This is a genomic window from Arthrobacter sp. MAHUQ-56 (assembly GCF_019710585.1).
GTDB lineage: Bacteria > Actinomycetota > Actinomycetes > Actinomycetales > Micrococcaceae > Arthrobacter.
In genome coordinates this window covers 172,224-191,821 of record NZ_JAIFZQ010000017.1, presented here as the reverse complement: position 1 = coordinate 191,821, position 19,598 = coordinate 172,224, and the positions used below count along the sequence as shown (strand labels likewise).

At 61.2% G+C, this 19,598-nt stretch carries 20 protein-coding genes; 18 read left to right on the top strand and 2 right to left on the bottom strand.

The annotated features are described in order from the left end of the window. Window positions 1–196, bottom strand: a 196-nt coding sequence (locus K4G53_RS11150) for a fumarylacetoacetate hydrolase family protein (protein ID WP_221383728.1), incomplete at its 3' end; no start/stop codon positions are given. Between the two features lie 191 nt (window positions 197–387). On the opposite strand from K4G53_RS11150, the gene K4G53_RS11145 reads away from it, so the two are divergent. The 3 genes from K4G53_RS11145 to K4G53_RS11135 all read left to right on the top strand — a co-directional run bounded on the left by K4G53_RS11145 (window position 388) and on the right by K4G53_RS11135 (window position 4,367). After that, on the top strand, window positions 388–1,281 hold the full coding sequence (locus tag K4G53_RS11145) for a VOC family protein (RefSeq protein WP_221385777.1): 894 nt from the start codon (window positions 388–390) through the stop codon (window positions 1,279–1,281). A gap of 312 nt (window positions 1,282–1,593) precedes the next feature. Then, a complete protein-coding gene (locus K4G53_RS11140) occupies window positions 1,594–2,859 on the top strand; it encodes an MFS transporter (RefSeq protein ID WP_260323515.1) in 1,266 nt (421 codons plus the stop codon). Between the two features lie 200 nt (window positions 2,860–3,059). Beyond that, a complete protein-coding gene (locus tag K4G53_RS11135; RefSeq protein ID WP_221385775.1) occupies window positions 3,060–4,367 on the top strand; it encodes an LLM class flavin-dependent oxidoreductase in 1,308 nt (435 codons plus the stop codon). On the opposite strand, the gene K4G53_RS11130 is transcribed toward K4G53_RS11135, so the two are convergent. Continuing rightward, window positions 4,364–5,335 carry a LysR family transcriptional regulator gene (locus tag K4G53_RS11130; protein ID WP_221385774.1) on the bottom strand — a complete coding sequence of 324 codons (972 nt, stop codon included), beginning with the start codon at window positions 5,333–5,335 and terminating at the stop codon, window positions 4,364–4,366. The genes K4G53_RS11135 and K4G53_RS11130 overlap by 4 nt on opposite strands. Between K4G53_RS11130 and K4G53_RS11125 the strand changes: the two genes are divergently transcribed. The 15 genes from K4G53_RS11125 (at window position 5,297) to K4G53_RS11055 (ending at window position 19,597) form a co-directional block, all read left to right on the top strand. Further along, entirely contained in the window at window positions 5,297–7,090 is a 1,794-nt protein-coding gene (locus K4G53_RS11125; RefSeq protein ID WP_221385773.1) for an FAD-binding protein, read from the top strand. The two genes, K4G53_RS11130 and K4G53_RS11125, sit on opposite strands and share 39 nt — an antisense overlap. A gap of 223 nt (window positions 7,091–7,313) precedes the next feature. Beyond that, window positions 7,314–7,463: a hypothetical protein gene (locus tag K4G53_RS11120; protein ID WP_221385784.1), complete on the top strand. Its 150-nt coding sequence runs from the start codon at window positions 7,314–7,316 to the stop codon at window positions 7,461–7,463. 185 nt (window positions 7,464–7,648) lie between these two features. Beyond that, window positions 7,649–8,266, top strand: coding sequence for an NUDIX domain-containing protein (locus K4G53_RS21530; RefSeq protein ID WP_374226161.1), 618 nt, complete (start codon window positions 7,649–7,651; stop codon window positions 8,264–8,266). 852 nt (window positions 8,267–9,118) lie between these two features. Next, a complete protein-coding gene (locus tag K4G53_RS11110; protein ID WP_221385771.1) occupies window positions 9,119–10,060 on the top strand; it encodes a 3-carboxyethylcatechol 2,3-dioxygenase in 942 nt (313 codons plus the stop codon). Further along, complete coding sequence (locus tag K4G53_RS11105; protein ID WP_221385770.1) at window positions 10,057–10,917, top strand: alpha/beta fold hydrolase; 861 nt, start codon at window positions 10,057–10,059, stop codon at window positions 10,915–10,917. The genes K4G53_RS11110 and K4G53_RS11105 overlap by 4 nt, the downstream gene beginning before the upstream one ends. Further along, window positions 10,917–11,717: a 2-keto-4-pentenoate hydratase gene (locus K4G53_RS11100; protein ID WP_221385769.1), complete on the top strand. Its 801-nt coding sequence runs from the start codon at window positions 10,917–10,919 to the stop codon at window positions 11,715–11,717. The genes K4G53_RS11105 and K4G53_RS11100 overlap by 1 nt, the downstream gene beginning before the upstream one ends. Beyond that, window positions 11,710–12,162 (top strand): nuclear transport factor 2 family protein, encoded by a 453-nt coding sequence (locus tag K4G53_RS11095; protein WP_221385768.1) that lies wholly within the window; start codon window positions 11,710–11,712, stop codon window positions 12,160–12,162. Before K4G53_RS11100 ends, K4G53_RS11095 begins: the two co-directional genes overlap by 8 nt. Further along, window positions 12,159–12,911, top strand: coding sequence for an HpcH/HpaI aldolase/citrate lyase family protein (locus K4G53_RS11090; protein WP_221385767.1), 753 nt, complete (start codon window positions 12,159–12,161; stop codon window positions 12,909–12,911). The genes K4G53_RS11095 and K4G53_RS11090 overlap by 4 nt, the downstream gene beginning before the upstream one ends. Next, window positions 12,908–14,551 (top strand): bifunctional 3-(3-hydroxy-phenyl)propionate/3-hydroxycinnamic acid hydroxylase, encoded by a 1,644-nt coding sequence (locus tag K4G53_RS11085; protein WP_221385766.1) that lies wholly within the window; start codon window positions 12,908–12,910, stop codon window positions 14,549–14,551. The genes K4G53_RS11090 and K4G53_RS11085 overlap by 4 nt, the downstream gene beginning before the upstream one ends. Before the next feature lie 116 nt (window positions 14,552–14,667). Continuing rightward, complete coding sequence (locus K4G53_RS11080) at window positions 14,668–15,663, top strand: ABC transporter substrate-binding protein (protein WP_221385765.1); 996 nt, start codon at window positions 14,668–14,670, stop codon at window positions 15,661–15,663. Between the two features lie 105 nt (window positions 15,664–15,768). Then, window positions 15,769–16,599 (top strand): ABC transporter permease, encoded by an 831-nt coding sequence (locus K4G53_RS11075; protein WP_308287865.1) that lies wholly within the window; start codon window positions 15,769–15,771, stop codon window positions 16,597–16,599. Continuing rightward, window positions 16,596–17,369 (top strand): ABC transporter permease, encoded by a 774-nt coding sequence (locus K4G53_RS11070; protein ID WP_221385764.1) that lies wholly within the window; start codon window positions 16,596–16,598, stop codon window positions 17,367–17,369. The genes K4G53_RS11075 and K4G53_RS11070 overlap by 4 nt, the downstream gene beginning before the upstream one ends. After that, entirely contained in the window at window positions 17,359–18,195 is an 837-nt protein-coding gene (locus tag K4G53_RS11065; protein ID WP_221385763.1) for an ABC transporter ATP-binding protein, read from the top strand. The genes K4G53_RS11070 and K4G53_RS11065 overlap by 11 nt, the downstream gene beginning before the upstream one ends. Continuing rightward, window positions 18,192–18,887 (top strand): TetR/AcrR family transcriptional regulator, encoded by a 696-nt coding sequence (locus K4G53_RS11060; protein ID WP_221385762.1) that lies wholly within the window; start codon window positions 18,192–18,194, stop codon window positions 18,885–18,887. The genes K4G53_RS11065 and K4G53_RS11060 overlap by 4 nt, the downstream gene beginning before the upstream one ends. Continuing rightward, window positions 18,884–19,597 (top strand): SDR family oxidoreductase, encoded by a 714-nt coding sequence (locus K4G53_RS11055; protein WP_221385761.1) that lies wholly within the window; start codon window positions 18,884–18,886, stop codon window positions 19,595–19,597. Before K4G53_RS11060 ends, K4G53_RS11055 begins: the two co-directional genes overlap by 4 nt. Window position 19,598: the final 1 nt, after the last annotated feature.

The following is a 19,598-nucleotide window of genomic DNA, read 5'->3' as shown; positions in this document are numbered from 1 at the left end:
CCTCGTAGCCGAGGAGTTCGCAGCCGGCCGGCCGCTCAACGGGGCTTCCGCTGATTGCCAACGAGCTGGAAGGCTTGAGGAAGTAGGACGGCTGGGCCGGGGTGCGGCCGCGCTGGGCCGCCCGGCTGGGGTAGTTGATGTGTACCGCGATCACCTTGCGCGCTGCTGCCAGGGTGTCGCCGTTGACCTGCTCCAAAGCCTTCTCCTCATCAGGTACGAAATCGTATACGAATAGTGCCTCAAACGAATAGTTAAGTCAACCTGAACTGCATAATCGGTTCCCTTGTGCTTTATAGCTGGATAATCGATTCTGGCTGCGATACTGTTTATCGACATGTAGCGGCGGTCACATGCCCGCTGAAGCCACCAAGGAGTAAGGAGACAAGGATGTCTTGGGGATTGATAAGCGCCATGGGGCACGTAAGCATTCAGACGACGGACCTGGCTAACTCGGTATTTGATGCGACTCAGATCCTTGGACTCCGTGAAACGGAACGGACCGCTGATGCCGTATACCTCGCGGCCGCCAACGTGCACCACGAACTGGTCTATGTCGAGTCCGAGGTCAATGGGGTCGATGGTTTCGGCCTCGTCGCGGCCAATGGCGACGCGCTGCGGGAAATCCGGCGGCGTGTGGAGAACGAGAACCTGACGATCGTTAGCAACAAGCCCCGCGGTGCTGGCATCGAGGACGGTTTTTCCTTCATAGGACCCGAGGGCGTCGTTTTCGAAATTTATGTAGGCATGCAGGAAAACAGCGCCATCCAGCAGTCCTTCGGTCCAGACCGGTACGGACACTTCAACTTCCACCCCCGTGACGTGGGCGGCATGATGCGATTCCTGCACAGGGTGCTGGATTTCCGTCTTTCTGATGTCATCGGTGACGACTTTGCCTACTTCATGCGGTGCAACCCTGACCATCACGGCATAGCGCTGGTCCGAGGCGAGGGAACTCTGCACCACCACGCTTGGCAGACGCAGAGCATCGCAGATCTCGGAAAACTTGGTGACCGGCTGAACAAGCTGGGCCGCGAACTCATCTGGGGCCCGGTGCGGCACGGCGCGGGCCACAACATAGCCGCGTACTATGTGGAGACCTCGGGAGCCGTTGTAGAGCTTTATACGGATCTGGAACAGATTTACGACGACTCCCGCCCTCCCGTCGTCTGGGGGGAGGACGAGAATTGGTACAACATGTGGAGCGCCTACCGCCCCATGGAATTCCGCAAGTTCGGGCTTGCCCCGGTAGATCCCCGCTTCCTCAGTAATCTCCACAGGTAGGCTGCACCTTCACGGGGGTAGGGGCGGCGGGCGCCTCCTTCCATCCTGGCAACCAGTCAGCCAGGATTAAATACTTTGACCACGGTTATGCCTTATTGATTGGTCATCTGCTGTGATCTCCGTCATGCTTAAAAGAGCGCATGGAGGGGTTGCTTCGCGATAGATCAATGTCATCGTCGGTCACCGAACTCTCACAGCTTTCGAAAAGAGATCATGTTGAAACCGAAAACCGCTCACGAGAGAAGCCAGAAGCCGGCCGACCTGTCATCGAGCAGCATCCAGTCTCCGGTTGAGTCGTTAAACACCAAAGACATGCGCCGCATCCTGGGCTCCAGTCTCATCGGCAGCATCATCGAGTACTACGACTTCATCCTGTACGCGACGGCTGCCTCCCTGGTGTTTGACCGGGTATTCTTCGCCAACCTCGGCCCCGGGCTCTCGCTTTTTGCCTCCTTCGCGACCCTTGCAGCCGGATATGTCGCCCGTCCTCTTGGCGGCATCGTGTTCGGACACTTCGGCGATCGCATCGGCCGGAAAAAGATGCTGGTGCTGTCGATGCTCATGATGGGCGGTGCGACCGTTTTAATCGGGCTTCTGCCTACCCCGGCGCAGGTCGGCGCTGCGGCGCCTGTCATACTGGTCCTCCTGCGCGTCATCCAAGGAATTTCAGTTGGTGGGGAGTGGGGAGGCGCTACCTTGATGGCCTTGGAGCACGCGCCCACGAAAAAGCGCGGTCTCGCCGCAGCATTCGCCAACGCCGGCGGACCGGCCGGTGGGCTGCTGGCCACGCTAGTGGTCTCCGCCGTTTCCGCCCTGACCGGGGACCAGTTCCTGGTGTGGGGCTGGCGGATACCCTTTCTCCTCAGCGCCCTCCTGATCCTGATCGGCATGATCATCCGTCTTCGGGTGGCCGAGACACCGGTCTTCCAGCAGCTCGACGCCGAATCCGCCAAAGTTAAGCACCCGCCCCTGCTTGAGGTACTCCGCAAGTATCCGCGTATCGTTGTGGTGACACTTGTGGCAACGCTCGGATTCTACGCCTGCCAGGGACTGCTGACCGTATGGGGAGTCTCCATGGCTGTAGGAAGTGGCGTTGATCGATCCGGAGTCCTGAACTGGAAAGGAATCGCCGCCGTGGTGACGGTGGCAGTCTGCTTCTACAGCGCCCGCCTCAGTGACCGGATCGGGCGGCGCGCCGTCCTTACCGGCGCGGGCATCGGGGCCATCGTCCTCGCCTTTCCCCTGATCATGCTGCTCACGAACGGGACCTTGTGGGGCTTTGCGGCGGCAGTGGTGATTGGCAACGGACTGGTTCAGGGGGCGCTGGCGGGTCCCATCGGCGCCTACATCTCCGAGCAGTTCCCCACCGGGGTTCGCTATACGGGAGCATCCCTGTCCTACCAGGGAGCCTCGATGATCGGGGCGGGCTTTACGCCCATGATCGCCACGGGCCTCGTTCTGGCAGCCGGTGGCGGAATATGGATGGTGGCGGTGTTCTGGATCGCCATCCTGGTTGCGGGCCTCATAGCAGTGCGCCTGACGGCTGAAGGCTCACGCGTCAAGCTCGACGCCGTATAAGCCTTCCCCCACGGGCAGATACCGAAGCGGGGGGGCACATGAGGCTTTCGTCGTTGTGGTTCATGCCCACCTAACCCCCATTGTCAGCTTTATTGAAATTATTGTGCTGAAACTTCTGCATTTACGGGAGAACAGACGACTGCCATGCTGAAGGCAGAAAGGCGCCTGGATCGGCGCCCACTCACGAAAGGAACCGGGCAATGAAGCCTAAGAATCACATGGTGCTCACCACCTTCATGCTGCCGGCGGGATACCACAAGGACAGCTGGCGAATGGAGGGAAGCCGGGCTGAAGAGCTGGGCAACCTGGAATTCGTGGCAGATCTGACCGCGATGGCTGAGGCCGCCAAACTTGATGCCGTCTTCTTCGGTGACATCGTCCACGCCAACACGGTCATGCGGGGCGACATCAAGATGAACGGGTTCTACGAACCGATGACGGTACTTGCCGCGCTGGCGGCTCGGACGAAGAACATCGGCCTGATCGGCACCATGTCCACGTCCTTCTGCGAGCCGTACAACCTGGCCCGGCAGCTGTGCGGCCTTGACCACATGTCCAACGGCAGGGCCGGCTGGAATATCGTGACGTCCTCGGATGGGTTCAGCAATTATGGGGTGGAGGACGTTCCGGACCCGGCGGTGCGCTACCGGCGGGCCACCGAATTCGTGGACGTGGTGCAGCGCCTCTGGGACAGCTGGTCCGATGACGCCATCATCGTGGACCGGGAATCCGGCGAATACGTGGACCGAACCAAGCTCAAGGCCATCCGGCACAAGGGCGAGTTCTTTCAAGTCGAAGGGCCCATCAACATGCCGCGGTCGCCGCAGGGGCGCCCCGTGCTGGTCCAGGCGGGATCCTCAGGGCCCGGCATGGACCTGGGCTCCTCAGTGGCGGACGGGATTTACACCGCCCAGCCGTTCAAGGAACCGTCCATCGAGTTTTACACCAAGTTCAAGAACATGGTGGCGGAAAAGGGTCGGAACCCCGACGACGTCAAAATCATTCCGGGCATCCTGCCCATTCTCGGCGACACCGAGAAGGAGGCGCAGGACCTTGCCGACGAGTTGGCCAGCTACGTGCACCTCGGTAACGGCCGCAAGCAGGTGGGTGCTGACCTGAAGATGGATCTGTCGGAGTTGGACTTCGATGAGAAGATCCCGGCCGAGTGGTTTTCCGACGACCCCAGACTGGGGAGCCGCTACCAGATCTACCGGAAGAAGAGCGTGGACATGGGCATGACGTTGCGCGAGCTGATCGTGGACCTTGCCCGGTCCACCGGACATCAATGGATGGCCGGGACTCCCTCGCAAGTTGCCGACCGCATGGTGGACTGGTTCGAATCGAAGGCCTGTGACGGTTTCAACCTCAACGCTCCCTTCAACCCCGGAGGCTTCAAGCTGATCTGCGACAAGCTGGTGCCGGAGCTGCAGGATCGTGGCTACTTTCGCAGTGAGTACGAGGGCAGCACTCTACGCGACAACCTTGGACTGACCCGCCCTTCGGCTTAAACCACCACCCCCGCCAGTCCAGGGCCGCTCGGCGCCGTGCCCGCGGAGCCAAATCGTTCGACGGCCACATCCACCCATGCCTGGGCTCGGGCGTTCAAGCGCATGCTCCGCGTCCAGGCCAGCGAAACGGTGGCCGGTGGGCGGGTGTCGACGCGGGGTGCCACAACACGCTTCAGGACAACTTTCAGTTCCTCGTAAGGCGCGTCGAGCATGGGCCGCTGGAAGAGCACCGCAACCCCGCGGCCCGCAGCAACGAGGGATCTGACCGTGGCATAGCTGCGTGACCGGTGCCGGATGTTCGGAGTAAGTCCGGCGTCGCGGTACATGTCCAGGATGCGGGTAGAGATGGGCGGGGCGTCGAAGAAAATGAGTGGGCTGGCGGCCAGATCCCGAAGCGAAACCACCTCGGCCTCGCGCAGGGAATGATCCTGTGGGAGCAGGATATAAGGTTCCACCGAGAGCAACGGCGCCGTCTTCAGGGCAGGGGAGATGTCCATGTCATAGACGAAGGCGGCGTCGATGGAGCCGTTGAGCAGGCGTTCCTGAAGGTCCTCGTGATACCCCTCGATGAAGTCGACCTCCACGTGCGGGCATTGATCCGCAAAATCGGCCAGCATCTGGGGAATGATGGTGGGCGCCAGCGACATGAAGCACCCCACGATCAACGGGCCACGGATGTCTGTACGGTCGCTCTTCGACAAGGACGTTATGTCGTCGGCGAGGTCAAGCAGTTGGCGCGCCTGCCTGAACACCACAATGCCGGTGGAGGTAAGTGTTAGGCCCTTGGATTTGCGCTTGATGCACAACTGCGCCCCGACAATTCGCTCGAGTTCGGCGATGGACATGGAGATGGCTGACGGTGCCATGTGCAGTCTGCGGGCCGCCTCGCTCATGGTCCCGGTTTCCGCGGCGACCACAAAGTGCAGGACTTGGCGCAGCGTGATCGACGGGTGCAGGCTGATATTCATATTGTCAATTCTACTGATGAGCATGAGCAAAAACATGGCATTTACTTGATGAATTCGGCTTGCCATGATGAAAGAAACGCCTTAGACCGAGGCGACCCAATTCGTTGCCGCACCCGCGGCACCTTCACCGAAAGTGATGTGATCTTTATGGATGCCCAAGCCGCATTCCTCGACGAGGCGGAAGCCATTATCGGCAAAGGCAACGTTGTCCGCCCCACGCCCCAGGAGGGCTATATCGATCCCTACCCCCTGAACTCCGGGCGGGCGAAGTGGCCGGGCGTTCGTCCCGGCAGTGTGGAGGAGGTCCAAGCGCTCGTCCGTCTCGCCAACAGCACTGGTGTTCCGCTGTGGTCTTTCTCCAAGGGTAAGAACCTGGGCTACGGAGGGCCGGAACCGCGCGCCCGCGGCATGGTGGCGTTGGATCTGAGCCGCCTTAACAACATCCTCGAGGTCAATGATCACTTGAATTATGCCGTCATTGAGCCGGGCGTCACGTTCTTTGATCTCTTCGAACACATCCAGGAGAAGGGTTTGAAGCTGTGGATGTCCGTTCCTGCCCTGGGCTGGGGTTCCATTATGGGAAATGCGCTGGACCGGGGCTACGGCATGACGCCGATGGGGGACCATGTGCAGTCCATTTGTGGCATGGAGGTGGTCCTGCCTGACGGTGAGCTGGTGCGTACAGGAATGTGGGCCATGGAGGGTACGGAACTTGGGCCCATCTTCAAAGGCGGATTTGGCCCCACTCTGGACGGTATCTTCACCCAATCCAATCTCGGCGTAGTGACCAAGATTGGTCTTTGGCTGATGCCCTGGCCGGACGTGTACATCAATGGCGACGTTGTGGTGGAGCGCGAGGAGGACATGCCAAAGCTGGTGGACATCCTTACCCAGCTCCGGCGCGAGGACGTCATTCAGAACAACGCCCTCTGCGGCAACGTGGTTCGGGCAGCCACCATGAACGGTCCGCGGTCACGCTGGTACGAGGGGGAGGGATCCATACCGGACGACCGTCTGGAGGAAATGCGCCAAGAGATGGGCATTGGCCAGTGGAACGCAAAGTTCGCGATCTACGGCGACAAGGGACTCGCCCAACGCAGGCTTGAGATCATTCGGGAACGATTCGCCGGGCTTGAAGGGTTTACCGTCAAAGCCAGGCTCTATGAAGGTGTGGATGGCGTACAGGTCGCCTACGAAGATATTGCTGACATGGACCGCACGCAAATGGCCGGCGTGCCCACCCTGAAGCCCTTGTCCACAGTGGCATGGGCGGCCGAAAACGGTGGGCATATCGACGCTGCCCCCATCATTCCCGCCCGAGGGGAGGAAGTGTGGGCGTTCTATCGGGAAGCTAAAGAGCTTTACCGCCGGTTCGGCTTCGACCTGTACATCGGCTACCACCTCTACCCGCGCCACATGGTGCACGTGACCATGATTTTCTTTGAAAACGACAACCAGGAACAGCTGGCTCGCGCCAGGGCTCTCTACTCGGCGCTGCTTGCCGCGGCCCGCAGCCACGGGTACGCGCCCTACCGCAGCCATGTCGACTACATGGACGTCATCGCTGACGGCTTCGACTACAACAACAACGCCATTCGTCGCCTCCAAGAGACACTAAAGGATGCGTTGGATCCCAACGGTATTCTGGCGCCCGGAAAGCAGGGGGTTTGGCCCCGGCGCTATCGTGAGGTCGGAGCGGAGGCCCCGGACGCGGCGGTCGAGTCGGCTGTGCCCTTGTCAGGACGACTGTCCTAGAGAGCCACCGACAAGTTCCCGTCTGAACCTTCATGCGTCTGACCTGCATGTACGTGGTTACTTCTCCTGGCCCATCCAACGCCTCGACGATTTCGTGTGGCCGCAAACCCAGTGGACCAGCCGTGAAATCTGATTATGCCGAATGTCCCGCTGTCGAATCCCCGCCGCATCGCCGATGCGGAGCCGGATCGGCCGCTCAACTCCACTTGGAAGGGAAATAGCGATGAGTGTTCTGGCGCATTACCTGAGACTGCTGTCCCACCTCAGAGACAAGCAGGATCTCGCCCTGTGGGAAGCCGAACTGGCGGCACCCACCATCAAATTGACCTCATCCGCCTGGCTGGGTTGGTATGAAGCAGACCCCGAGGCGTGACAGAGAAGAGTTTGCGGGCGCCATCTAGTTCCCTGGAGAACTACCTATGAGTTCGCCACTTCACCTCTCTGAAGTTACGGCGTACGAGTCGGCTATTCGTCGAGTGGCGCTAACGGGCGGAGCGGGTGCAACTCTCCTCGCTTTGGGTGCCGGTTTAGTAACCGGGCGCAGCGGATCATGCCCAAGTGCGAGTATGCCTGGCCTCGAGAGCACTTTTAATTAAGGAGAGAAACTTGGGCGCAGTCAATACTGCCTTTGGCACCAGCACTCCCACTGGCGTTGCACCGGACATTCCTCTGAATCACATAGTCGTCGCCGCTGTCATCCAGTGGCGGGGCAGGATCGCCTTGTTTAGAAGAAGCGGCCGCTCTAGCCACGACCCCGGTCTTTGGCAATGTATCACAGGGTTTCTGAGCGCAGGGGCGACACCGGAACAGCAGGCACTTGAAGAACTCTTCAAAGAAGCGGGGCTGCGGGTCGAAGACCTCCAGGCGCTCCATCAAGGGCCGGACCTCGTGGTCACGGACCGCTCTGGAACCCCGTGGCTCGTTCACACTTTCACTGCCCTAACATACCGAAGGCGGCTAGGAATCAATCGGGAGTACGACTGCTACCGGTGGACGGATCCGCGCAAGGCAAAGCGGTTTGCTAATCGCGTCAGCTGGCTAGATAGCGTGCTCAGTGCAACGGGTCACGGCACCTCGTCAGTCCCGGCCCCTCAACCAGCAGTAGCTCCTCGGGACGAGGCTAGGCCAGCAGTTGGGTCAATGAATGGAACCAGTCTCAGGGCACATTCCGTGTAAGTTCTTGTCACGCAGGACGACGCCGGGGCTCGCCTTTGGGGCGCCGTCGACGCCAGCGCCGGGTCGCTCTGCATATCCATTGTGGTCTCACCAGGGGCGTGATCCCGGGAAACTGTTGTTGTAACTGGCCGTCATCTTTGGTCTCGGTATCCCTCCCTTGAAGTTTGTCCCCTTCTTCTGCGGGCCCGGCCGCGAGCTCCTAAGCTGCCCCGGTTGGACGGCGGCTTCCACATCTGCACGGCCTCGCTGATGGAGGACTCCCTGCAGTAGCAGCACTGATGAGGTCGGAGTACTGTTCGACCAACTTGTTAATCTCCTAGGCCCAGCGGCCTATTGCCCGCCCGGTGCCTTTAGTGCCCAATTCTTCACCCCCCGCAGCGCTTCCGCTTCGGCTTCGTAGCCTGGAGAGACGTTGTAGGACCCCGAAAGCGGGTTGCTGGAGTGCCGGCGGCTGCGGCACCTGCGCGAGGTCAAGCTTGCCGGAGTCCGCTTGGAGAACCCACTACGCTAGCGGTCTTTGAATCCAGCGCTGAAAGCCGGCTTTCTATTGGTGTGCCTCCTGCTGCCTGGCCGGAGGCAACCAGCTGCAAGGTCTTCAGCGGCAAGTAGGCATTATCCATATACCTGATTGTGGCCTGCCTTGTAAGCCCGATGATCCGGAGCTTTGTGCCGATGGGGTCCAAGGTCGCGCCAAGCATCGCCAACCCTACAAAACCGTTCAAGGAATGAGCGGCTTAATGGGCCGCGTGCTAGCCCTGCGCACCTCGGCATGAGCTATTGCAAAATGACGAATCTAGAATCTACACTCTAGGGAACGACCTGGTGTGGTCGGGATCACTGAGAGGGAAAGCAATGTCGCTTGCACTTGCCGCGTTGTCACACGCGCCATCATTTGGAAACGTCGATCCAGGCGGAACGATTTTCGCGGAAATTAACGAGGCCCTGGGAGAAGTCCGCTCATTCGTTGAGGACTTCGACCCGGACGTCACCGTCATCTTCGGCCCGGACCACTTCAACGGCGTGCTCTATTCGATGATGCCGCCGTTCGCCATTGGTGCGCAGGCCGTGGGCGTTGGTGACTACGGAACCGGCGAAGGGCCCCTTCCTGTCGATTCCCGGACTGCTCGGGAACTGCACGCGCTCACCATCGCCCAGGGAATAGACATCGCCCGCTCCGAGCGCCTCGAAGTTGACCACGGCGTCATGCAGCCGCTCGAATTCCTGTTTGGCTCGGGCTTCACCAACCCATTCGTTCCCGTATTCGTGAACGCCATCGGAAAGCCCCTTACCCCCATGGCCCGGATCCGTCTGATGGGTGAGGCGTTGGGTCGCGCTGCCCAGCAACTGGACAAGCGCGTTCTCCTGGTGGCCTCGGGCGGGCTCTCCCACAACCCGCCGATTCCCGAGTACGACGGCGCGCCCGAACCTGTGCAGCAGCGATTGGTCTCTTATGCCCCGTCGAAAGAAGACCGTGCAGCCCGCGAAGGAAAGATCATTGAGGGCATCCAGGCCATTGCGGACGGTCGGGCATCCAGCGCGCCCCTTAATGAGGAATGGGACCAGAAGCTGATGAAGGTGTTCCGTTCTGGTTCCCTGAGCGACGTGGATTGCTGGGACAATGATGAGTTCATCGCCGAAGGCGGAAGCGCGGCGCATGAGATGCGTTCCTGGATCGCGGCCTTCAGCGCATTGTCGACGGCGGGGGACTACAGCATGGTCGTGGACCGCTACTGGCCGGTTAAGACCTGGGGCGCCGGCTTCGGCATCACAGCTGCTCTTCCCCAGAACGCATGACCCAGGTAACCATGTGGGGCGAGATCGCCGATCTTCCCCACACCCTTGAGTATGTCCAAGTAGGACCATGGCGCACACGGGTTCTCACAGTGGGCGCCGGCGAACAGACCTTGGTCCTCCTCAACGGCACCAGCGGGCACATTGAAGCATGGACCCACAACCTCCGGGCGCTGGCCCAGAATTACAAGGTCATCGGTTACGACTACCCCGGGCATGGCTTTTCCACGTTGGCTGATGCCGACCTGGAAATCCCGGATTACGAGGCACATCTCCTGGAGCTCCTGGATGTGCTCGGCCTGGACAAGGTCCACCTCCTGGGCGAGTCCCTCGGTGGGTGGATCGCCATCAAGTTCGCCGCCCGCCACCCCGAGCGCCTGCACACCATTGTCCTAAGCGCTCCCGGCGGCCGCATGATGGGCCCTACGTCCATGGACCGCGTCAGCCCAGTTAGCCGCAAGGCCGTGGAGGATCCCAGCTACGAGAACGTCAAGGCGCGGCTACAAGTCGTCATCCACAATCCTGAACAGATTACGGACGAGCTGGTGGAAGTACGCCGTGCCGTCTACGGCCGGCCGGGCTTCATCACCTCCATGGAGCACATCATGGCGCTCCAGGTTCCGGACATCCGCGCACGGAACCAAGTGACCAAGGAAGACTATGCTGCCATCCCGGTGCCGGCCCTGCTCGTGTGGACGGACCATGAACCGACCGGCGGTGTGGCAACAGGCGAGACCCTGGCGGCGGCAATTCCTGACGGCGAATTCGCGCTGATCCGCAACGCCGCCCATTGGCCGCAGTGGGAGGATCCCACGACATTCAACGAAAAAGCACTCGACTTCCTCAGCAGAAAGGCGTGATGAAGATGCCGGACATCATTACGGAGATCGCTGACGATCTCTACAAAGCGCGTACAACGCGCACCCCTATCGAATTCGTTCGCCACCGGCTGCCGGAGAAGGACAAGGACGCCGCCTACCGCATCTCCGAACTCGTCACCCAGCAGCGCGAAGCCGCGGAAGGCCGCCGTCGTGTTGGCCGGAAGGTTGGCCTGACCAATCCTGTGGTCCAGGAGCGTGCCGGCGTGGACGAGCCGGACTACGGCATCATTCTCGACAACATGGTCTTTGAGTCCCCGGTTGAACGGCCGTCGTCAGCGTACTTCCACCCCAAGATCGAAGCCGAGCTGGCTTTCGTCCTGAAATCAGACATCCTGGATTCGGACCTGGCATCAGTGGAAGCGGCCATCGACTATGTAACGCCTGCAATGGAACTGGTGGATAACCGCTATCACAGCTACAAGATGGGCATCGTTGACACGATCGCCGATAACGCCGCGTGCGAGGGAATCGTCACAGGATCTGTCCGCGTCCCCTACGGCGAAGTCGACCTCAAACAAGTGGAGATGGTCCTCTACCGCGGCAACGAAGAACTGACGCGCGGCGTCGGAGGCAACGTCATGGGTGATCCCATCAACGCCGTCCAGTGGTTGGCGGAAACCTCGTTGAGGATCGGCAAACCCCTTCGCGCGGGAGAGATCCTGCTCTCCGGATCCATCGGCCTGATCGTGGACTGGGATCCCCACATTACGTACACGGCCAAGTACTCCCACGGGTTCGGAGACGTCGTCGCACACCTGACGGAGGCCGTCGATGCGTAAGGTGACAATCGAAACCCGGGTGGCGATCGAGGCACTCGTCGCGGAATTGCTGTGGCGCCTCGATCACGGCAAGGCGGACACGACCTGGGAGCTCTACACAGAAGACGCTGTATCCACCGGTCCCCTGGGGGACATGGATGGCCGTGACGCCATCAGGGCCTGGGGCGAAAGTCGCGCCAAAGTCACGGGAGTTGTGGGTCGCCACCTTATCGGCGGCATCCGCTTGGAATGGGTCGGCGAGGAACTCCGCGGCTGGACGCAGTACCTGACTTTCCGGGACTCCTCGGAGAACCCACTCATGCCTGCCAGCGTAGGTGAATTCCGGGAGGTCTACCGCGAGGTAGACGGCGAGTGGAAGATCGCGCGACGCGAGATCAACCCCATCTTCGGCGGAATGAACGCTGCCGCCCACGCCAAGCGCCTGACGGAAAGCACCGCCAAATGAAGTGGGAAAGCCGCGGCGGCCAGCCGCCCGCCCTGTTGCACCAAGCCATTCCCTCCCTCTCCGTCACGGAGTGGGCGCTTGCAGCCGGATACGACGGCGTAGTGGTCGACCTGCAGCACGGCGAAGTGGGACTCGAAGCAGCCTGCACCATGCTGCGGGCCGCACCCCGCGAGTCCGCCTACACCTATGCCCGGGTGGGAAGCCTCGATCCGGCATCCATCCTTCGTCTACTGGACAGTGGCGCACGCGGAATCATCGCCCCCACCATCGAGTCGGGCGCACAAGCGCGAATGCTGGTGGAAGCTACCAAGTACCCCGGCGTGGGCAACCGCAGCCTCGGTCCCAGCAGACCCGCATTATATAAGGGAGAGTCCTACCCGGAGGCCGGCAACCACGCAGTGTCCACTATCGCCCAGATTGAAACAGTGGCGGGCTTGAAGAACGCGGAAGAGATCGTCACCACTCCCGGCCTGGATTCCATCTACATCGGACCGGCCGACTTGGCAGTTTCCTTCGGCCTTCCCGGCCGGGGAGACTGGGACGACGGACCGGTCCGGGAAGCCATCATCCACTTGGCAGCTTTGACGAGGGAACACGACGTCACCTTGGGCATCTACTCGGGATCCGGTGCCTACGCAGCTGACCTTCTTGACCGGGAACTCATCGACTACGTCGGCCTCGGCATCGACCTCGTATTCCTTAGCCGTGCGGCACAGGAATCCATCAAGACCCTGAGGGGCACAGAATGAGCGACCGCAAGGACGTCATTATCGTTGGAGCCGGGCCGGTCGGTTTGACCCTGGCCAACCTCCTTGGCCAGTTTGGCGTAAGCACTGTGGTCTTTGAAGGCCGCGATGAACTTATCGACTACCCTCGCGCTGTCGGAATTGACGATGAGGCCCTCCGGACCATGCAGACCATCGGTTTGGTGGACAAGGTGCTGCCGCACACGGTTCCGGACCAGAAGATCCGCATCGTCAACGGTGATCGCAAGGTGCTGGCGGAAATCAACCCAACGACGCGTGAATTCGGCTGGCCCCGACGTAACGGCTTTATCCAGCCCCTGGTTGACGAGGCCCTGCTCGAAGGCCTCGCACGCTATCCGCATGTGGAGGTGCGTTTCGGTTGCCGCGTTGAAGCTTTCGAGTCAGCTTCCGACGGCGTCACCGCCACCGTCAGCACACCCACCGGTGAGGAGCGGGTTACCGGCAGCTACGTTGTGGGTTGCGACGGTGGCCGGTCGTTGACACGTCAGCACCTTGGCTTGGCGTTCGAAGGCGAAACCCGGTCGACCCGCGGGCTGGTGATCGACGTCGCCAACGATCCCATCGGCACACCCCACGCGGTATTTGGGGGAGACCCAAGCCGCGGCTACGCCACGCTGAGCCTGCCCCACGGCATTCGCCGCTGGGAGTTCACGCTGTTCGAAGGTGAATCCGAAGAAGTGGCCGAGGACGATGCATTCGTCTTCTCGCTCCTTGCTCCCCACGTTCCGGATCCAGCAAGCTTAGACATCATCCGCCGTCGGGTCTATGCCCATCACGCCCGCGTCGCGGAGAAGTTCCGGGTGGGACGTTTCCTGCTGGCGGGCGATGCCGCCCACGTCATGCCGGTCGTGGCCGGCCAAGGGTGGAACTCCGGCATCCGGGACGCGTTGAACTTGGGCTGGAAGCTTGCAGCCGTGGTCCAAGGCAAAGCGAATGACAGCTTGCTGGATTCCTACGAGGATGAGCGCCGTGAACATGTGAAGGCCATGGTCGCGTTGTCCCTGAACATGGCAAATCTCGTCACGGACCACAACAGGCTGCGTACGGCTGTCCGGGACATTGCCGCCGCGGTAGTAGATCGGCTCCCCAAGGCCCGCGCACGGCTCAACAGCCAGGGCTACAAACCGATGCCCAAGTACGATCACGGCGTAGTGGTCCCATCCGCCCTTCCCGCCTGGAAATCCTTGCCGGACCGGGAAGACGCACCGCGTGCGGTGGGAACCCTGTTCCCACAGCCGACGGTCCAAAATGAGAACGGCCAGTCGGTCCTGCTCGACGACGCCACGGGCCAGGGCTGGCGGGTGGTCGTCTGGAACAATGACCCCCTGGCATTCATCGCTGAGGTTGAGGTGGAAAAGCTCACCGGACTCGGCGGCGTGATGGTTCACGCGGTGCCGGCCTCCCAGCTGCCGTGGGCGAAAGCTGCAGCTGCACCTGGAGTCCGCGTGGTGGGCGACGAAAGCGGTGTCTTGAAGTCTTGGTTTGATGAAAGGTCCTTCTCAGCAATCGTTGTGAGGCCGGACCATGTGGTGGCCGCCGAGTGCCTCGCGCAGGAACTGAACGGCGTCTTAAAGCAGGTCTTCAGCGCGGCAGCGGTCACTTTGGAACCACAGAACGCATAAGAATTCAGGCTCCGTAATCCGCACTAATACATTCACTTCAAATTCCGTTGCTGCCACCCGTTGGTAAAGACCGCAGGCAAAGGCCACGCAGCGTTCACTCAAAGGAGAGCGAATCAATGAACATCAAGAAAAGTCGTACAGCGGCCATCGGAGTCGTAGCCCTGGCCCTGGCACTCAGCGGCTGCGCATCCGGATCTGTTGACGGCAGCGCCCCCGCCGCCGCAGACACCAACTCCGGAGCGCTGACCAAGGTCACCTACGGGATCTTCCCGTCCAACACCGTGGCAGCATTCCAGGTCGCCAAGGACAAAGGCTTTTTCGAAAAGCATGGCATCGACCTGCAACTGGTAGTAGGAGCAGGCAGCAGCGCGGCACAGCTTCCGGCGCTGGCAACCGGCGACCTGGATTTTATGCTGGCAAGCCCGGTGACGGCGCTGACGGCCACCACCCAGGGGCTCGATGTCCGCATCGTCGAAGGTGTCACCCAAAACGACCCCAAGACCGTGGAAGACTCCACCGCCGTAGTAGTGGGCGCCTCGTCCACCATCAAGACCGCCAGGGACCTTGAAGGCAAAAAGGTCTCCGTCAACGCGCTGGGAGGCATCGGCGAGATCGGTATCCGGGAAGCAATAGCCAAGGACGGTGGTGACCCGAAGAAGGTGACGTTCGTCCAGTTGTCTTTCCCGGAGGTTGCAGCCCAGATCGAAGCGGGCCAGATCGACGCCGGCATGGCGGGCTCTCCCTTCATGCAACAGGTAGTGGCCAAGGGCGGCCGGGTCGTCAGTGACTTCATTCACGACACCGGCCTTGGCGCCAACGAACTGGTCTCCATCTCCAGTGGCAAACTGGTGCAAAGTGATCCTGACAAGGTCAAGCGGTTCACGGACGCCATGAAGGAGGCCCTGCCTTTCCTGACCGAAAACAATGGTCTGATCCGCGAAGCCATGCCGGCGGCCCTCGGCACCGATCCGGCCGCTGCGAAAAAAGCCCAGCTCTCGCTCTACAGCCCGGACGTCTCACAGGAAACCATCCAGTTGTTCGCTGATCTGCTCGTCAAGTACGGCATCGTGAACACCAAACCCGATGTGGCGAAGGTGATCTGGAAGCCATAAAGCCGCTGTCGGGGCCGCTCCCCCCTGCGGCCCCGACAGCCAACTGATCGCACAAATGAGAGCAGAACAAGAACCGTGGAAACGCAAACTCCAATCCTGAGCAGCGTGGCAGTGAGTACCCTGCCCACGCGGGGACACACAGCGCGCCGCGCTGCCCAGTGGACTGCTGCGGGGCCCTACGTCCTGGGTGTCGCCGGCATCCTGGCGGCACTCATTGCCTGGGAGCTCTTCTCAGCCTTTGGCCCAGTCAGCCAGCACCACCTGCCACCACCATCGGTGGTCATTCCTACCTTCCTTAACAACTTCACCTTTACGCAGTTCTGGCTCACGGTGGGCCAGACGATGTGGGCCTGGTTCCTTGGGCTGACCCTCGCCACCTTCGGCGGCCTCGCCGTTGGCCTGCTTATCGGGTCGAGCAGCTTGCTGCGCACTGGCACGCACACCACGGTGGAGTTCCTGCGCCCCATCCCTGCTGTAGGCCTCATTCCGTTGGCCGCATTGTTGTTCGGGCCGCGCATCGGCGCCGAACTCCTGATTGTGGTTTACGGCTGCTTCTGGATTGTGATGATCCAGGCCATGTACGGCATCACGGACATCGACAAAGTGGCCGATGACACCGTCCGAACCCTGCGCATGACGTGGCTCCAGCGGGTCCGGCATCTGGTATTGCCTACGCTCCTCCCATATCTGATGACCGGCATCCGCCTCGCTGCCACAGTCGCCCTTATCCTGGCAATCAGTTCCGAACTCATTGTCGGTACGCCCGGTATTGGCCGGGCTGTGGCGCAGGCCCAGCTGAACGACAATCCGGCGGCGATGATCGCCCTTATCCTGACATCCGGCCTCCTGGGCATTCTGGTGAACCTTATTTTCCGCTTCATCGAGCGCAAGGTGCTGTTCTGGCACAGCTCGGTCCGTTCGGAGGTGGCGGCATGATCGTCCTCAAACGCCTGGCTTTGTGGTTCGGTTTGCCGGCAATCCTCATCGCTGTTTGGTGGGCGTTCACAGCCCAGGGAGTCAACTTCTTTGTTCCGAAGCCGGACAAACTTGCCAACACGTTCGTCACAGTGTGGTTCAGCGAGAAGTTCTTTACAGACGTGATGCCCAGCATGGGCCGACTGCTCATAAGCCTTGCCGTCTCCCTGGTACTCGGGGTGGCGCTGGGGATCGCCATCGGGCTCTCGCGCACCTTGCGCTGGCTTCTGGAGCCCTTGCTTGAATTCATCCGGGCAGTGCCTTCCACCATTCTCATCCCGGTGTTGCTCCTGCTCATTGGCATCAATGACGCAATGAAGATCACCGTAATCGTCCTGGGCTGCCTCTGGCCCATCCTGCTCAATACGATCGAAGGCGTACGGTCGCTCGACGAGGTGCTGAAGAATACGGCGCTCGTATACCGGCTCCGCGGATTCGACCGCATCCGCTACCTGGTGCTTCCCGGCGCTTCGCCACTCATCATGGCCGGCATCCGGCATAGCCTTGCAGTGGGGCTTATCCTCTTGGTCGTCTCGGAGATGTTCGCTTCGACCGACGGTATTGGCTACTCCATTATTAACTTCCAGAACCGCATTGCGATCCCCGAAATGTGGAGCGGAATATTTCTTCTGGGGATCATCGGAGTGCTGCTTTCAGTGGTGTTCCAAGCAATCCAGAAGCGGGTTCTGGGATGGTATTACGGTCTGAAGGAGGCCTCCAATGACGGCTAGCAAGTCGGATATCCGGCTCAGTGTCCAGCAGGTGCGAAAGGTCTACGGCGCCGGTTCTCGGAACGAGGTGGAGGCTGTTCGGTCCCTGACCTTCGATCTCCACGCCGGGGAGTTTGCCTGCCTGGTAGGGCCCTCCGGTTCCGGAAAGACGACGCTGCTCAAATGCATTGCCGGGCTCCTGGATCCAACATCCGGTGAAGTGGTCCTGGATGGCAGGCGCGTCTCAGGGCCCGCCGAGGGCATGGCCGTGGTCTTCCAGGAATACAGCCGGAGCCTCTTCCCTTGGTTGAGTGTCGAGGACAATGTCGAGCTGCCGCTCAAGACTTCCGGCGTGCCCAAGGCTGAGCGTAAGGCCCGGGTCAAGGATGCGCTTGATGCAGTCACCCTGTCCCACGCTGCCAAGAGCTACCCGTGGCAGCTCTCCGGGGGCATGCAGCAGCGCGTGGCGATCGCCCGTGCCGTGGCTTCCAACCCCAGTGTCCTGCTCATGGACGAGCCGTTCGCTGCAGTCGACGCGCAAACCCGGGGAGAGCTGGAGGACCTGGTCCGTGAAGTCTGGAAGCGGTTGGACATGACCATCCTCTTCGTGACCCACGACATTGACGAATCCGTCTACCTGGCTGAACGCGTCCTGGTGTTGTCCAGCTCGCCCACTATTGTCCAGGCTGACATCCACATCGACCTTCCCGATGTCCGCAGCCAGGCTGACACACGGTCCCTGCACCGCTTCGGCGAACTTCGCCACCAAGTGTACGAGGAAGTTCAGTTCGCCAAGACCAACCCAGGCGGCGAACGGATGTCCGTCCGGGATGGGTTGCCCTCATGAGCCCGCGGGCAGACGCCGAGGCAAGGAACAACGGAGGAGACAAGCCGGAGGCTGGCAAGCGGCGCCGGGTCCACCAGTCCACGCCGGAAAACGAACGCGCCATCCTGGAAGCCGTGTTGCAGCTCGCTGTGAAGGTGGGCTACGAGGGAACGACGATGGCAGAGGTGGCCCGCGTGGCTGGACTGCCGATCGGCTCGGTGTACTGGCATTTCGAGAACAAGGAAGGCTTGTTCGCCGCCCTGATCGACTACTGCTTCGAGCACTGGAAGACGCGCCACCGCGGCCCCGAAAACAGGGCCATCCTCCGCACGAGTATCGCCGGTTCTGCCGCGAACTCCGCCGATCCTGCCAATGCGCAGGAAGCGTTCTGGATCATCGGCCTGCTCTTCGCGCTTGAGAAGCGGTTGGCGGGCAACGCGGCACGCCAGAAGTACTTGGAAGTCCGTGAGGAGATGTACGAACTTATGGTCGAGGCAGTGACGCCGGGCATCCCGCAGGAAGCGCTGGACGTCAAGCCGGATCTCGCCCGCAAGGTGGTCATGCTCGGCCGCGCACTGACAGATGGGTTCTACATTTCGGCGTCGGCCGGGGACCAGATCGACTTCGCCGAGGCAGCAGAGCTTTCTGCCCTGGCCATGGAAAAACTCGTGCAGCACTACGCTGAGCTGGGTGCCATGGGGGAGCGGGCATGAAAAGCCAGGACCGCGTCGCACTGATTGTCGGAGGCGGACGCGGGATCGCGGCCGCAACTATCCGGGCCTTGGCGGCGGACGGATTCCGGGTTGCCGCCATGTCCCCGTCCGGAAGTGCCATGGAACTGGCCCGCAGCCTGGGCGGGGTGGGGCTGGAAGGTTCCAACCGCTCCGTTGCGGATCTTGAGGCAATCACGGAGCTGGCGCTGTCCGCAGGTGGGCGTATCGACGTCGTCATCAACAGCTCCGGCCACGCTGCCAGGAAGCCGGTGCTGGAGATCAGCGATGACGAATGGACCGAAGGTTACGAGCTGTACCTTTTGAACGTCATTCGGATCGCGCGAATCGTGACTCCCCATTTGCTTGCTGCCGGCGGGGGATCGATTGTCAATGTCTCCACGAGTTCACCCTATGAACCGAACCCTAAATACCCGGTCTCCGGGACTTTTCGTGCCGCCCTGGGTTCCTTTACCAAGCTGTATGCGGACGAGTACGGGCCGTCCGGGATCCGGATGAACAACGTCCTCCCTGGCTTCACCAAGGAAGACCCCGATGCTGTGCCGTCTGAATGGACTTCCCGGATACCACTGCGCAGGGCTGCCGGCACCGAAGAAGTGGCCAGCGTCATCCGTTTCCTCGCCAGCGGGGAATCCAGCTACATCACAGGCCAGAACATCCGCGTGGATGGTGGCGCGTCACGCTCCGTCTAGG

What these genes read in the sequence shown, in the direction of transcription:
- K4G53_RS11070 (WP_221385764.1), top strand. Translation starts at nt 16,596, where the DNA reads ATGATCGTCCTCAAACGCCTGGCTTTGTGGTTCGGTTTGCCGGCAATC.
- K4G53_RS11100 (WP_221385769.1), top strand. Translation starts at nt 10,917, where the DNA reads ATGAAGATGCCGGACATCATTACGGAGATCGCTGACGATCTCTACAAA.
- K4G53_RS11060 (WP_221385762.1), top strand. Translation starts at nt 18,192, where the DNA reads ATGAGCCCGCGGGCAGACGCCGAGGCAAGGAACAACGGAGGAGACAAG.
- K4G53_RS11135 (WP_221385775.1), top strand. Translation starts at nt 3,060, where the DNA reads ATGAAGCCTAAGAATCACATGGTGCTCACCACCTTCATGCTGCCGGCG.
- K4G53_RS11105 (WP_221385770.1), top strand. Translation starts at nt 10,057, where the DNA reads ATGACCCAGGTAACCATGTGGGGCGAGATCGCCGATCTTCCCCACACC.
- K4G53_RS11080 (WP_221385765.1), top strand. Translation starts at nt 14,668, where the DNA reads ATGAACATCAAGAAAAGTCGTACAGCGGCCATCGGAGTCGTAGCCCTG.
- K4G53_RS11095 (WP_221385768.1), top strand. Translation starts at nt 11,710, where the DNA reads ATGCGTAAGGTGACAATCGAAACCCGGGTGGCGATCGAGGCACTCGTC.
- K4G53_RS11140 (WP_260323515.1), top strand. Translation starts at nt 1,594, where the DNA reads ATGCGCCGCATCCTGGGCTCCAGTCTCATCGGCAGCATCATCGAGTAC.
- K4G53_RS11090 (WP_221385767.1), top strand. Translation starts at nt 12,159, where the DNA reads ATGAAGTGGGAAAGCCGCGGCGGCCAGCCGCCCGCCCTGTTGCACCAA.
- K4G53_RS11065 (WP_221385763.1), top strand. Translation starts at nt 17,359, where the DNA reads ATGACGGCTAGCAAGTCGGATATCCGGCTCAGTGTCCAGCAGGTGCGA.
- K4G53_RS11130 (WP_221385774.1), bottom strand. Translation starts at nt 5,335, where the DNA reads ATGAATATCAGCCTGCACCCGTCGATCACGCTGCGCCAAGTCCTGCAC.
- K4G53_RS11110 (WP_221385771.1), top strand. Translation starts at nt 9,119, where the DNA reads ATGTCGCTTGCACTTGCCGCGTTGTCACACGCGCCATCATTTGGAAAC.
- K4G53_RS11085 (WP_221385766.1), top strand. Translation starts at nt 12,908, where the DNA reads ATGAGCGACCGCAAGGACGTCATTATCGTTGGAGCCGGGCCGGTCGGT.
- K4G53_RS11145 (WP_221385777.1), top strand. Translation starts at nt 388, where the DNA reads ATGTCTTGGGGATTGATAAGCGCCATGGGGCACGTAAGCATTCAGACG.
- K4G53_RS11120 (WP_221385784.1), top strand. Translation starts at nt 7,314, where the DNA reads ATGAGTGTTCTGGCGCATTACCTGAGACTGCTGTCCCACCTCAGAGAC.
- K4G53_RS11055 (WP_221385761.1), top strand. Translation starts at nt 18,884, where the DNA reads ATGAAAAGCCAGGACCGCGTCGCACTGATTGTCGGAGGCGGACGCGGG.